The following is a 12,037-nucleotide window of genomic DNA, read 5'->3' as shown; positions in this document are numbered from 1 at the left end:
CCGCACACCCGCCCTTCACCTAGGTCGCCGGCCGAATCTCACCGATTAAGGTCTGCAACGAATACCCCAGGCGCGGCGCCAGCTCATCGGCCCGGCTCTGCAACCCACGCTGATCCAGTTCCTGGTCCAGGTCCGCCGGCACGATCAGGATGACATTGCCCTCCTTCACCGGCAGCTCCCAGTAGTGTCGGTGATAAAGCCCACGCAACAACGCCGCGCCCAAGGGTTTGCCGTCATCGGTGGCCCATTGGTTGATCACCAGCCAGCCGCCAGGATTGAGTTTCTTCTGGCAGTTTTCCAGAAAGCTCCAGGCCAGATGGCCGACACCGGGACCGACATCGGTATACAGGTCGACAAAAATCAGGTCCGCCGACTCCGCGCTCTCCAGCAGTTCCAGCGCATCACCGACGCGGATATACAGGCGCGGATCGTCGTCCAGCCCCAGGTACTCGATGGCCAGGCGCGGCACGTCCGGGCGCAACTCGATGGCCTCGACATCCTCCAGCGGCAGGAACCGCAGGCACGCCTGGGTCAAGGTCCCGGCCCCAAGCCCCAGGAACAGCGCGCTTTCCGGCTCTTCGTGGCACAAGGCACCGATCAGCATGGCCCGGGTGTAGTCGTATTCCAGCCAACTGGGATCGGCGGTGAACACGCAGCTCTGCTCAATGGCATCGCCAAATTCGAGAAAGCGGTAATCGTCCACTTCAAGGACTCGAATCATGCCGAAGGCATCGTGCACTTCGGCGAGCAGACGCTCCACGCGCTCCTCAGCCATTTCATATCCTTGCAAGCGGGAAAAGCGCAATTGTCAGCCAAGCCGACAGAGCAGGTCACGCACTAATTACTGCTAACATGGGCCTCCCACCGTCAAACCTCGAGTTCATGATGAGCCAACCCTGGAGCCCCGACAGCTGGCGCGCCCTGCCGATCCAGCAACAACCCCAGTACCCGGACGCCGCGCACCTGCTGCGAGTCGAGCAAAGCCTGGCCAGTTATCCGCCACTTGTGTTCGCCGGGGAAGCCCGTGAACTGCGCCGTCAGTTCGCCGAAGTCACCCAGGGCCGCGCCTTCCTGCTCCAGGGCGGCGATTGCGCCGAGAGCTTCGCCGAGTTCTCGGCGGCGAAGATTCGCGATACCTTCAAGGTGCTGCTGCAAATGGCCATTGTCATGACCTTTGCCGCCGGCTGCCCGGTGGTCAAGGTCGGGCGCATGGCCGGCCAGTTCGCCAAACCCCGTTCGGCCAACGACGAAACCATCAACGGCGTGACCCTGCCGGCCTACCGTGGCGATATCGTCAATGGCATCGGCTTCGATGAAAAAAGCCGCGTGCCGGACCCGGACCGCCTGTTGCAGTCCTACCATCAGGCCACGGCGACCCTGAACCTGCTGCGGGCCTTCGCCCAGGGCGGCTTTGCCGACCTGCACCAGGTGCACAAGTGGAACCTGGACTTCATCGCCAACTCGGCCCTGGCCGAGAAGTACAGCCAATTGGCCGACCGTATCGATGAAACCCTGGCGTTCATGCGTGCCTGCGGCATGGACAGCTCGCCGCAATTGCGCGAAACCAGCTTTTTCACCGCCCACGAGGCACTGCTGCTGAATTACGAAGAAGCCTTCGTGCGCCGCGACAGCCTGACCAACGATTATTACGATTGCTCGGCCCATATGCTCTGGATCGGCGACCGCACCCGCCAGCTCGATGGTGCCCACGTCGAGTTCCTGCGCGGGGTGAACAACCCGATCGGGGTCAAGGTCGGCCCGAGCATGAACACCGACGACCTGATCCGCCTGATCGATATCCTCAACCCGGACAATGATCCCGGTCGCCTGAACCTGATCGTGCGCATGGGGGCGAACAAGGTCGGCGATCACTTGCCGCAACTGATCCGCGCCGTGGAAAGCGAAGGCAAGAAGGTGCTGTGGAGCTCCGACCCGATGCACGGCAACACCATCAAGGCCAGCAGCGGCTACAAGACCCGGGATTTCGCGCAGATCCTCAGCGAGGTGAAGCAGTTCTTCCAGGTGCACCAGGCCGAAGGCAGCTACGCGGGCGGGATTCATATCGAGATGACCGGGCAGAACGTCACCGAGTGCATCGGTGGCGCGCGCCCTATTACCGAGGATGGGTTGTCGGATCGTTATCACACCCATTGCGATCCGCGGATGAACGCCGATCAGTCGCTGGAACTGGCGTTTTTGATTGCCGAGACGTTGAAGCAGGTGCGGCGTTGAGTCAGTAGGTTTTTTGTTGTCTGGAAGGGCCTCTTCGCGGCGGTGCGGCGATCCGACAAGCCCAGCTCCTACAGTCCATTTTGCGTACGACACCGGACTGTAGGAGCTGGGCTTGCCCGCGAAGAGGCCCTCACAGGCACCACCATATCCAGCGCTTACAGCAACCCACGCAACCGCTGCGCACTGACCCGCTGGCAATTGAGCTGAATATCCGCCAACCCTAGCCAATCGGCCAACCGCCGCAAATTGACGGCCAGCGCCGCCATCCCCGCCTCATCCAGCCCCTGCTCTTCCTCATGCACCGCATGCACGGCCAACCGCCCGAGCGCCCGTTCCGCACGCAGGTCGACCCGCGCGGCAATCCGTTCGTTGTGCAAAAACGGCAACACGTAATAGCCATACACCCGCTTGTGCTGCGGCGTATAGATCTCCAATCGATAACGGAAATCAAACAACCGCTCGGTGCGGCTGCGCTCCCAGATCAGCGAATCGAATGGCGACAACAACGCACTGGCCTCGACCCGGCGCGGCACCTTGATGTCCGGCAGGCAGTACACCGGCTGGCGCCAGCCCTGCACCTCGCCCACCTGCAACTCACCCGCCTCGACCAGTTCCGCCAGGCGTGCACGGCTATCGCCCGGGTCCAGGCGAAAGTAGTCACGCAGGTCCTTTTCCGTCGCCACCCCAAGGGCCGCCGCGGCCTGGCGTAACAAGCCGCGCTGGGCCTCGGCCTCGTCAATCAGCAGCTGTCCAAGTACCGCCGACGGAATCACCCGCTCCGGCAGATCATAGAGCCGTTCAAAGCCCCGGCGCCCGGCCACCGTCACTTCACCGGCGGCGAACAACCATTCCAACGCATGCTTCTCGGCACTCCAATCCCACCAGGGTCCGGCTTTTTCCTCACGACTCGACAGGCTGCCCGCGCCCAACGCGCCGCGCTCCTCGACCAAAGCCAGTACCCGGCGAATGGTCGCCTGCTCATCGCGACCGAAACGCGCCATCTGCTGGTAGATCCCTTCGCCACGGGACGCTCGCTGCATGCGCCAGCGCATCAGCGGATACAGCGACATCGGCAGCAACGACGCTTCGTGCCCCCAGTATTCGAACAAGGTGCGCCGTCGCCCCTGGCTCCAGGCGGCCTGGTCGAGCAAGTCGGAGGAGTAGTTGCCCAATCGCGAGAACAACGGCAGATAGTGCGAACGCACCAAGGCGTTGACCGAATCGATCTGCACCACACCCAGGCGCTCGATCAGCCGATTGACCTGCATCGGCTTGATCGATGTCGAGGCTCTACGCCCCTGGAAACCCTGGGCCGCGAGCGCCAGGCGGCGGGCTTGTTTCAATGAAAACGACAGGTCTGCGGGCATGCACGCCTCCTTGTGAACCCGCAAACTACCGCAGTCGCCCCCTGCTTGTGTAGCGCTATCAACGGCCCTTGCCCAGCGGATCATTCCAGAAATGCCGATGGGTTTCCTGCTCGACATCGGCGCGACTGAGGCCCATGTCCTTGAGCGCGTCGTCATTCAATGCCGCCAGTACCTGACGCTCGCGCGACACCTCATGCCAACGGACAACCCGCCGCCACAAGGCCCGCAGCGACAGCACCGAATGCGCGCCACCATCGATCAACAGATAACCTTTTTGACCTTTCATCATCCTACCCTCCAGTTGGGGATGACTAAAGTCTGTACCTGGCGCTAAGATCAATCCAACGAATGTTTCTTATGCAATACATCTCGGAGATTGATGAATTGTCCAGCTACCCGAGCATCGACACCGACGTTCTGCGCACCTTTGTCGCGATTGCCGATCAAGGCGGCTTTACCAAGGCCGGCGAGTTGGTCAACCGCACGCAATCAGCCGTCAGCATGCAGATGAAACGCCTGGAAGAGGATGTGCTCAAGCGCCAGTTGTTCGAGCGCGACGGACGCCAGGTGAGACTGACCGCCGAAGGCCAGGTGCTGCTCGGGTATGCCCGGCGCATCCTGAAACTGCACAGCGAAGTGTTCAACACCCTGCGCGAGCCGCATATGGTCGGCATGGTGCGGATCGGCGTACCGGATGACTACGTGATGCGTTTCCTGCCGGGCATCCTCTCGCACTTCGCGCAGTTCTATCCGCTGGTCAAGATCGAAGTGAACTGCGAATCCTCCACGCAGTTGCTGCAACGCCACGACCTGGACCTGACCATCGTCACCCGCAAACCGGGCAATGAACTCGGCCAGTTGCTGCGCCAGGAACGACTGGTCTGGGCCGAAGCCCAATGTTCCGCCAATCACGAACAAACGCCCTTGCCACTGGCCATGGACGGTATCGATTGCTTCTGCACCCAATGGGCCTGCAATGCACTGGACGCCCGTGGCCGCGACTATCGCCTGGCCTACAACTGCCCGAGCCTGTCGACGATCATGGCGGTGGTCAACGCCGGCCTGGCCATGACCGCCCAGTTGGAAAGCCTGATTCCCCAGGACTGGCGGATTCTGGGCGAAGCCGAAGACTTGCCCCAGTTGCCCCTGCTCAACATCATGCTGGTGCGCAACCTGAACAAGCCGTCGCCGATCACCGAATGCCTCGCCGAGCACATCGTCGAAGGTTTCAAACTTTGAAGCTGAGCAGCAGCGCGCCGAGCACCAGGTAAGCGCAAAACAGGCCGCGTAAGACTTTCTCGGGCAAGGCGTAGGCCACTTTCACGCCCCAACTGATGCTCATCAGGCCGCCGATGGCCATGGGGATGCCCATGCGCCAGTCCACCTCGTTATGCACCGCGTAAGTCACCAGGGTGACGCTGGTGCTCGGCAATGCCAAGGCCAACGACAGGCCCTGGGCCACCACCTGCGAAGTACCAAAGACGCTGGTCAGAACCGGCGTCGCCACCACCGCCCCGCCGACCCCGAACAACCCGCCCATGGTGCCGGATGCCGCGCCCAAGACACCGAGCCAGGGCCAAGGGTGACGCATCTGCGCCGACACCGGGGACTGCGCCATGAACAGGCGCACCAGGTAGAACAGCGCCAGTGCCAGCAGAAAGCCGACAAAACCCAGGCGCATACTGCGCGGATCCAGGCCCACCGCCCACAGGGCGCCGAACCAGGCAAAACAGAAACTCATCAGTACCAGCGGCAGCGCGTGGCGCAGTTGGATGCGATTGCGCTGGTTATAACGATGCAAGGCCAGCACCACGTTGGGTACCACCATCACCAGTGCCGTGCCCTGGGCCAACTGCTGGTCGAGGCCGAACAGGATACCCAGCACTGGAATCGCGATCATCCCGCCGCCAATGCCGAACACCCCACCCACTCCGCCCATCACGACGCCCAGCAGCAAGTACTCAATCAATTCGATCACAGCCGTCTCCCCACTCAATGGCCTTCATGCTACGCAGTCCGCTCTAGCGCGGAAACGCACAGCAACGCACAATGGCTATGCCAACTTCGCACAAGCAACCATTTATGAATCCCACGGCACTGACCGATCAGCTCGGCCTGTTTCTTGATGTCCTGGAAACCGGCAGTTTTTCCGCCGCCTCCCGCCTCCATCCGCTGACCCCATCCGCCGTGGCGCGACGGATCGACAGCCTGGAAAACTCGGTCGGCAGCCGCCTGTTTATCCGCAGCACCCATGCGGTCCGGGCCACGCCCGCCGGCCTGGCGTTCGCCGAACGGGCCCGGCGGATCGTTGCCGAACTGCGCCTGGCCCGGGCCGAGGCCGTGTCCCTGAGCAACGCCCCCGAGGGGCTGATCCGGGTCGATGCGCCCGCGGCTTTCGGTCGCCGCCACCTGGCACCGGCGATTGCCGACTTCCTTACCGGTTACCCGGGCCTGGATGTGCAGTTGCACCTGATCGACAGTTTCGTCGACATGCAGGGCTCCAACCTGGGCAAGGTCGACCTGGTGCTGCGCGCCGGGCAAATGGCCGATACCCGGCTGGTGGCGACGCCCTTGGCGAGCATCGTGCGGATCGCCTGTGCCAGCCCCGCCTACCTGAAAAATCGCGGCACGCCGACTCATCCGGGCGCGTTGAGCGAACATGACGGCCTGGACTGGGATGCCCTGGCCCCGTTCATGGCCTGGCGCTTTGTGCAGGACGGACAGATGCAACTGCACCGCCCGGCGCGTGTGCGCATGACCTCGAACAACGCCGAGGCGCTGCTGTCCGGAGCCCTGGCCGGCCTGGGCATCGCCCATTTGCCGACCTGGCTGGTCAGCGAATACCTGCTGCGCGGCGAACTGCTGCCGCTGTTCTGCGAAAACGGCCTGCCGGCGCCAGAGAGCTCCGGGGTCTATGCCCTGCGCCTGGAACAACCGGCCAACTCCCGCAGCCGCTTGCTGCTGGAGTTCCTCAAGGGCCGCTTCAGCCCCGTACCGCCTTGGGACCTGGCCCTGCAAAGCGGCCTGGGACGACACTAGGCTGGGAAAATTCTCTGGCGCATTAAAGATTCGACCGCTAGATTCATCGAACGTAACGCACAAGGCTTTAGTGATGACCAGCAACCGCGACAACTGTGACGACCTGCTCCTCGACAACCAGGTGTGCTTTGCCCTGCACTCCACCTCGTTGTTGATGACCAAGGTCTACAAACCCCTGCTCCAGGCCCTCAACCTGACCTACCCGCAATACCTGGCAATGATGGTGCTCTGGGAAAAGGACGGCCTGACCGTGGGCGAGATAAGCACGCGCCTGCTGACCGATCCGGGCTCCCTGACCCCCCTGCTCAAGCGCCTCGAAAGCGAGGGGCTGTTGAGCCGGACCCGGAGCAAGGAGGACGAGCGCGTGGTGATCGTCGAGTTGACCGAACAGGGCCGGGCCTTGCGCGAGCAGGCCCGGGGTATCCCGCAGTGCATTCTCGCCGCCAGCGGCGATTCCCTGGAACGCCTGCGCGCCCTTCAGGCCGAGTTGGTGGCCTTGCGCGGGCACCTGCAAGACAGCCTCTGACCCCGCCCCTTTTCAGCGCTTCGCGCTGATCGCCGGCAAGCCGGCTCCTACAAAAAAGCCGGATCGCTCCTAGCCACAGGAGCGATCCGGCTCGCCGAAACCCCTCGCGGTTACCGTTAGTCTCCCTCCCTGATCCAGCCCCAAAAAATCGAACCCTGTCTTTTTTGAAAATTTATCTTGCGCGCAAGATATTTGCGATATACATTTACCTCGCACTTAATTAACGCGCAAACAATTAGCGCACAACACACAACCCTGAAACGACGAGGCTCATCATGCAAACGCTCTATACCGCAATCGCAACCTCCACCGGTGGCCGTGACGGCCGTGCTGTTTCCAGCGACCAGATCCTCGACGTCAAGCTCGCCACCCCGAAAGAACTCGGCGGTGCCGGCGGCGCGGCGACCAACCCGGAACAACTGTTCGCCGCCGGTTACTCGGCCTGCTTCATCGGCGCCCTGAAATTCGTCGCCAGCCAGAGCAAGCGCCAGATCCCGGCCGATGCCGCGATCACCGCCCATGTCGGCATCGGCCAGATCCCCGGTGGTTTCGGCCTGGACATCGACCTGCACATCAGTCTGCCCGGCCTGGAACAAGCCGAAGCCCAGAGCCTGGTCGATGCCGCCCACCAGGTCTGCCCGTACTCCAACGCCACCCGTGGCAACGTCGACGTCCGCCTGCACGTCACCGTCTAACCACTTCGCCACTCAAGGATCCGAACATGAACACTTTCAGCAAAGTCCTGACCGGTACCCTGCTCGCGCTGTCCGTCCAGGGCGCCTTCGCCGGTGATGTCGAGCACAACACCCAGGCGTTTCTCAATGCCTTGAACAGCGGCGGCGGCAAGCCGATGGAACAGATGACGCCGACGGAAGCACGCGCCGTGCTGTCCGGGGCACAGTCGGGGGTCAAGCTGAACCTGCCCCGCGCCGATGTCAGCCAGAAGACCATCCAGGTCGACGGCAAGCCGCTGGAGCTGACCATCGTCCGCCCGGCCGGGGTCAAGGGCACGCTGCCGGTGTTCATGTTCTTCCACGGTGGCGGCTGGGTCCTGGGGGATTTCCCGACCCACGAGCGGCTGGTCCGTGACCTGGTGGTCGGCTCGGGTGCGGCGGCGGTGTTCGTCAACTACACGCCGTCCCCGGAAGCCCACTACCCGGTGGCGATCAACCAGGCCTACGCCGCGACGAAATGGGTGGCGGAACACGGCAAGGAGATCAATGTCGACGGCAAGCGCCTGGCCGTGGCCGGCAACAGCGTCGGCGGCAATATGGCGGCGGTGGTCAGCCTGATGGCCAAGGACAAGGGCACCCCGGCGATCAAGTTCCAGCTGCTGCTGTGGCCGGTGACCGATGCCAATTTCGAGACCGCGTCCTACAACCAGTACGCCGAGGGGCACTTCCTCAGCAAGAACATGATGAAATGGTTCTGGGACAACTACACCACCGATGCCAAGCAACGCGGCGAGATCTATGCCTCACCGCTGCGCGCGACCACGGACCAGCTCAAGGGCCTGCCGCCCGCGCTGATCCAGACCGCCGGCGCCGATGTGCTGCGTGACGAAGGCGAGGCCTACGGACGCAAGCTGGATGAGGCCGGCGTGCCAGTGACCAGCGTGCGTTACAACGGCATGATCCACGACTTCGGCTTGCTCAATGTGGTCAGCCAGGTGCCGGAAGTACGTTCGGCCATACTGCAGGCTTCGCAGGAACTGAAGGAACACCTGAAATAAGCCCCACCCTAGAAACAAGTAGACACAAAAAAGCCCGGCGCATGTCCGGGCTTTTTTGTTCGTGCGGCGAAAAGCAGTGCTTATTTAGCACGGCCTTTGTAGGAACCGCCTTCACGGGTATCGATCTCGATCATGTCGCCGATTTCGATGAAGTCAGCTACCGACAGTTCGGTACCGTTCTTCAGTTTGGCAGGCTTCATCACCTTGCCGGAAGTGTCACCGCGAGCCGAACCTTCGGTGTAGTCGACCTGGCGCACGATGGTGGTCGGCAGTTCTACGGAAACCAGGCGGTCTTCGAAGAACACGGCTTCGCAGACGTCGGTCATGCCTTCTTCCACGAATGGCAGAACAGCCTCGATGTCTTCGGCGTTCAGCTCGTACATGGTGTAGTCGGAGGTGTCCATGAACGTGTAGGAGTCGCCGCTGATGAAGGACAGGGTCGCTTCTTTGCGGTCGAGGATCACGTCGTCCAGTTTGTCATCGGCGCTGTAGACGATCTCGGTCTTGTAACCGGTCAGCAGGTTCTTCAGCTTGGTCTTCATGATTGCGCTGTTACGACCGGATTTGGTGAATTCAGCTTTCTGAACCAGCCAAGGATCGTTTTCGAGACGGATCACGGTCCCGGGTTTCAGTTCTTTACCAGTTTTCATTGCGAATATCCGAATTTGGATGGGATGTACATAAATCTAGGCCGCGTATCATATCCAATTTAGGTAAAGCTTCACCAGCGCCGTGGCAAGATCGGGCCGCGAAGCCTGTTCCAGACACCAGCGCTCGGCGTGTTCGGCCAACTCCCGCTCGTGTTCCAGCAGCGTTTTCCAGGCCGATGCCATGTCGCCCGGTGTATTCCAGGCCCGCCACCAGCCCTCGAACGCCGCTTTGGCCGGTGCTGACAAGCCCTGGGTGTACAACCCGAGAAAGGCCTCCAGCTTGTCCAGGTGAACGTCATCCTCCTGGCGATAGATGTGCCAGAGCAACGGCCTGCCCGCCCATTGCGCCCGCACGAACGAGTCTTCGCCGCGCACCGCGTTGAAATCGCAACTCCACAGCAGGCGGTCGTAATCCTCCTGGGGGACGAACGGCAACACCTGCACCGTCAGTTGGCCACGGACTTCCCGGGCCCCCACCGCCAGGCCCTCGGTCCCCAGCCAACGCTGGACATCGGCCAGGATACGTCCCACCGGCACCAGCAACTGCGTCGGCCGGGTATCCGCCGCCAGGGCATCGAGCCAACTGGCCAGGCTCGCGTTTTCATAGGCGAACAGCGAGATAAGCCGTGCACCGTCTGTCGGTTCAACGCCGAGTCCATGGAGGAAATCGCCACGCGCCCGCGGATCCTGGACAAAAGCCCGACGCTGCTCCAGCAAACCGGCTTCCCGCAGCAGGCCACCCGTTCCGGCCTGGAAGCCCGGGAAGAAGAAGAATTTCTGCACCTGCTTGAACTTGACCGACGGCAGTCCGTGGCAGCCGACGATCCAGTCCTCGGCGCTCAGGTAGTCGAGATTGAGCCATAACGGCACCTTGTCCCGGGCCGCCATGGCTTCCATGTACTCATGGGGCAATCCACAGGCAAAGGCGCCGATCACCACATCGGCCGCCGGCACGGGCAACCAGGGCGCCGACCAACGGCAGACCTCGACCCCACGCTGCGACTGCCGCTCGAGCCCGACATCAATCGCCGGGCACAGATGCTCGAAGGCTCGCAGATCATCGACCCACAGCCGCACGGCACAGTCGTGTTCGGCAGCCAGCTGCCGGGCCAGGCGCCAGGTCACCCCGATATCGCCGAAGTTATCCACAACCGTGCAGAAAATATCCCAGGTGGCCTTCATTCCGGGCTCCGTTTGGCAAAAGTACCGATTGTCCGCATAAATCCGTGCGCGCAGAAGAGCCGATGTCGATTAATCTTCATATGCGACAATGATCCTTTGCTCCGAATCGCCCTGCCAGGAGGTCACCATGCCTTACCGCCGACAAGCGCGCCGCCCCCTTTATGTCACCCTCAACCCACTGCAATTGACCGCCAGTATCGCCCTGGGCATCTGGCTGGGCGTCATGGCCCTGGCCCTGACGGCCTGGGTGGTGGCACGGATCTTTGTCCCGCAGCCCCTGGCACCGCTGGCCGAGGCCGCCCGCCAACTGAGCAACCCGGCTCCCGCTGTCAGCAGCACCCCGGCGCCACAAAGCGGCGGCGATTCGACGCAGATGTTCGAGCAGTACAAGCAGAACCTCTCCAAGAATGAAGAACAGCAGCGCCTGGAACAGGCCCGCAGCAGCTACCGCAACCTGTCCAACCCCAAGTGCCAGTTCTGGCTGCAACAGGACCAGACCGCGCCCACTGACAAGAGCCGCGCCAACGTGCTGCAGTTCTGCAATTGAGCGACATCACCGTGATGGACAAGCACGCCGTGCATCAACGGCTCCTGGATCTGCTGGACATCGACCTCGACGTCTTGCAGCGCGCGGCACAAACCGCCTACGAAACCGCGACCCACGAAGAAAACGTCGCCGAGAACAAGTACGACACCCTGGGCCTGGAAGCCTCATACCTGGCCACCGGACAAGCCCGGCGCATGGAGGAAATCCGCCAGGCCCTCAAGCGCTGCCGGGAATTGATCCCGCGCCCGTATGACCCGCAAACCGGTATCCAGCTCGGCACCCTGCTGGCACTCGAGGCCGAGAACGGCAGCGAACAATGGCTGTTCCTGGCACCCGATGCCGCCGGTCTCAAGGTCGAGGAAGCCGGCCAGTTGATCACCGTGATCAGCCCGCGCTCGCCCTTGGGCGGCGCTCTGCTGGGCAAGCAGGACGGCGACGAGGTGACGATCAAGGTCGGCGGTGTGACCCAGCGCTACAGCATCATCCGAGTGGAGTGAGGCCTGCGTTTACTTGGCCGCCGCCATCAGGCGATTGACCTCACTGCGGACCATGCTGGTGTATTCCGGCGGCGACAGGGTGTCGAGTTCCGAACGCACCCACTCCGCCCACTTGCCCTTGCGCTTGGCGCGCTCGCCGAACAGGCGCGCGGCCTCGCCCTTGGCCTTGCCCAGGTTGCTCTGCCAGAGATCGAACAGCCGGGACTTTTCGTCCTCGAGGGCGGCACGCTCAGCCAGGGACTTGTTAGCCAGATTGAAGCTCATT

Annotated in this window: 15 protein-coding genes; 8 read left to right on the top strand and 7 right to left on the bottom strand. The window is 62.5% G+C overall.

Annotated elements, in window-relative coordinates:
- Positions 1-19: 19 nt before the first annotated feature.
- A complete protein-coding gene (locus tag M5C71_RS08750) occupies positions 20-775 on the bottom strand; it encodes a spermidine synthase (RefSeq protein ID WP_248745648.1) in 756 nt (251 codons plus the stop codon).
- A gap of 110 nt (positions 776-885) precedes the next feature.
- Here M5C71_RS08750 and M5C71_RS08745 point away from each other — a divergent pair, with 110 nt between their 5' ends.
- Positions 886-2,232 carry a class II 3-deoxy-7-phosphoheptulonate synthase gene (locus M5C71_RS08745; RefSeq protein WP_100940659.1) on the top strand — a complete coding sequence of 449 codons (1,347 nt, stop codon included), beginning with the start codon at positions 886-888 and terminating at the stop codon, positions 2,230-2,232.
- Between the two features lie 155 nt (positions 2,233-2,387).
- On the opposite strand, the gene M5C71_RS08740 is transcribed toward M5C71_RS08745, so the two are convergent.
- Both M5C71_RS08740 and M5C71_RS08735 read right to left on the bottom strand, forming a co-directional pair.
- The gene (locus tag M5C71_RS08740) at positions 2,388-3,599 is read right to left on the bottom strand and encodes a winged helix-turn-helix domain-containing protein (RefSeq protein WP_248767638.1); all 1,212 of its coding nucleotides are present in this window, start codon (positions 3,597-3,599) and stop codon (positions 2,388-2,390) included.
- A 58-nt stretch (positions 3,600-3,657) separates the two neighbouring features.
- Positions 3,658-3,885, bottom strand: a complete 228-nt coding sequence (locus M5C71_RS08735) for a DUF1127 domain-containing protein (RefSeq protein ID WP_152737045.1) — start codon at positions 3,883-3,885, stop codon at positions 3,658-3,660.
- A 98-nt stretch (positions 3,886-3,983) separates the two neighbouring features.
- Here M5C71_RS08735 and M5C71_RS08730 point away from each other — a divergent pair, with 98 nt between their 5' ends.
- On the top strand, positions 3,984-4,838 hold the full coding sequence (locus M5C71_RS08730) for a LysR family transcriptional regulator (protein WP_177101648.1): 855 nt from the start codon (positions 3,984-3,986) through the stop codon (positions 4,836-4,838).
- On the opposite strand, the gene M5C71_RS08725 is transcribed toward M5C71_RS08730, so the two are convergent.
- The gene (locus M5C71_RS08725) at positions 4,828-5,577 is read right to left on the bottom strand and encodes a sulfite exporter TauE/SafE family protein (RefSeq protein WP_177101577.1); all 750 of its coding nucleotides are present in this window, start codon (positions 5,575-5,577) and stop codon (positions 4,828-4,830) included. The two genes, M5C71_RS08730 and M5C71_RS08725, sit on opposite strands and share 11 nt — an antisense overlap.
- 104 nt (positions 5,578-5,681) lie before the next feature.
- Here M5C71_RS08725 and M5C71_RS08720 point away from each other — a divergent pair, with 104 nt between their 5' ends.
- The 4 genes from M5C71_RS08720 to M5C71_RS08705 all read left to right on the top strand — a co-directional run bounded on the left by M5C71_RS08720 (position 5,682) and on the right by M5C71_RS08705 (position 8,896).
- Positions 5,682-6,638: a LysR family transcriptional regulator gene (locus tag M5C71_RS08720; RefSeq protein WP_248745651.1), complete on the top strand. Its 957-nt coding sequence runs from the start codon at positions 5,682-5,684 to the stop codon at positions 6,636-6,638.
- Positions 6,639-6,711: 73 nt separating this feature from the next.
- Positions 6,712-7,164 carry a MarR family transcriptional regulator gene (locus M5C71_RS08715; RefSeq protein WP_103499664.1) on the top strand — a complete coding sequence of 151 codons (453 nt, stop codon included), beginning with the start codon at positions 6,712-6,714 and terminating at the stop codon, positions 7,162-7,164.
- Positions 7,165-7,439: 275 nt separating this feature from the next.
- On the top strand, positions 7,440-7,859 hold the full coding sequence (locus M5C71_RS08710; RefSeq protein ID WP_103499663.1) for an organic hydroperoxide resistance protein: 420 nt from the start codon (positions 7,440-7,442) through the stop codon (positions 7,857-7,859).
- 26 nt (positions 7,860-7,885) lie between these two features.
- Entirely contained in the window at positions 7,886-8,896 is a 1,011-nt protein-coding gene (locus tag M5C71_RS08705; protein ID WP_248767637.1) for an alpha/beta hydrolase, read from the top strand.
- Between the two features lie 80 nt (positions 8,897-8,976).
- Here the strand turns inward: M5C71_RS08705 and M5C71_RS08700 are convergent, their stop codons facing one another.
- Both M5C71_RS08700 and earP read right to left on the bottom strand, forming a co-directional pair.
- Positions 8,977-9,546, bottom strand: a complete 570-nt coding sequence (locus M5C71_RS08700) for an elongation factor P (protein WP_100940667.1) — start codon at positions 9,544-9,546, stop codon at positions 8,977-8,979.
- A gap of 48 nt (positions 9,547-9,594) precedes the next feature.
- On the bottom strand, positions 9,595-10,728 hold the full coding sequence (earP, locus tag M5C71_RS08695; RefSeq protein WP_152737048.1) for an elongation factor P maturation arginine rhamnosyltransferase EarP: 1,134 nt from the start codon (positions 10,726-10,728) through the stop codon (positions 9,595-9,597).
- 127 nt (positions 10,729-10,855) lie between these two features.
- Between earP and M5C71_RS08690 the strand changes: the two genes are divergently transcribed.
- Entirely contained in the window at positions 10,856-11,275 is a 420-nt protein-coding gene (locus M5C71_RS08690) for a hypothetical protein (protein WP_103497314.1), read from the top strand.
- Positions 11,276-11,289: 14 nt separating this feature from the next.
- Positions 11,290-11,772, top strand: coding sequence for a GreA/GreB family elongation factor (locus M5C71_RS08685; RefSeq protein ID WP_248767753.1), 483 nt, complete (start codon positions 11,290-11,292; stop codon positions 11,770-11,772).
- Positions 11,773-11,781: 9 nt separating this feature from the next.
- Here M5C71_RS08685 and M5C71_RS08680 read toward each other — a convergent pair whose 3' ends face one another.
- Positions 11,782-12,036 carry a hypothetical protein gene (locus M5C71_RS08680; RefSeq protein ID WP_100940670.1) on the bottom strand — a complete coding sequence of 85 codons (255 nt, stop codon included), beginning with the start codon at positions 12,034-12,036 and terminating at the stop codon, positions 11,782-11,784.
- Between the last annotated feature and the right edge of the window lies 1 nt (position 12,037).

This window comes from Pseudomonas sp. MWU12-2345 (assembly GCF_023242385.1).
In the GTDB taxonomy this organism is placed as follows: Bacteria; Pseudomonadota; Gammaproteobacteria; order Pseudomonadales; family Pseudomonadaceae; genus Aquipseudomonas; species Aquipseudomonas gingeri_D.
Note: the sequence above shows the minus strand (reverse complement) of the source record. Positions and strands in the feature narration are given on the sequence as shown.

Bases quoted from the DNA above. Each gene is read 5' to 3' on its own strand.
- earP (WP_152737048.1), bottom strand. From the start codon at position 10,728: ATGAAGGCCACCTGGGATATTTTCTGCACGGTTGTGGATAACTTCGGC.
- M5C71_RS08690 (WP_103497314.1), top strand. From the start codon at position 10,856: ATGCCTTACCGCCGACAAGCGCGCCGCCCCCTTTATGTCACCCTCAAC.
- M5C71_RS08715 (WP_103499664.1), top strand. From the start codon at position 6,712: ATGACCAGCAACCGCGACAACTGTGACGACCTGCTCCTCGACAACCAG.
- M5C71_RS08710 (WP_103499663.1), top strand. From the start codon at position 7,440: ATGCAAACGCTCTATACCGCAATCGCAACCTCCACCGGTGGCCGTGAC.
- M5C71_RS08705 (WP_248767637.1), top strand. From the start codon at position 7,886: ATGAACACTTTCAGCAAAGTCCTGACCGGTACCCTGCTCGCGCTGTCC.
- M5C71_RS08680 (WP_100940670.1), bottom strand. From the start codon at position 12,036: ATGAGCTTCAATCTGGCTAACAAGTCCCTGGCTGAGCGTGCCGCCCTC.
- M5C71_RS08685 (WP_248767753.1), top strand. From the start codon at position 11,290: ATGGACAAGCACGCCGTGCATCAACGGCTCCTGGATCTGCTGGACATC.
- M5C71_RS08740 (WP_248767638.1), bottom strand. From the start codon at position 3,599: ATGCCCGCAGACCTGTCGTTTTCATTGAAACAAGCCCGCCGCCTGGCG.
- M5C71_RS08720 (WP_248745651.1), top strand. From the start codon at position 5,682: ATGAATCCCACGGCACTGACCGATCAGCTCGGCCTGTTTCTTGATGTC.
- M5C71_RS08750 (WP_248745648.1), bottom strand. From the start codon at position 775: ATGGCTGAGGAGCGCGTGGAGCGTCTGCTCGCCGAAGTGCACGATGCC.
- M5C71_RS08700 (WP_100940667.1), bottom strand. From the start codon at position 9,546: ATGAAAACTGGTAAAGAACTGAAACCCGGGACCGTGATCCGTCTCGAA.
- M5C71_RS08745 (WP_100940659.1), top strand. From the start codon at position 886: ATGAGCCAACCCTGGAGCCCCGACAGCTGGCGCGCCCTGCCGATCCAG.
- M5C71_RS08735 (WP_152737045.1), bottom strand. From the start codon at position 3,885: ATGAAAGGTCAAAAAGGTTATCTGTTGATCGATGGTGGCGCGCATTCG.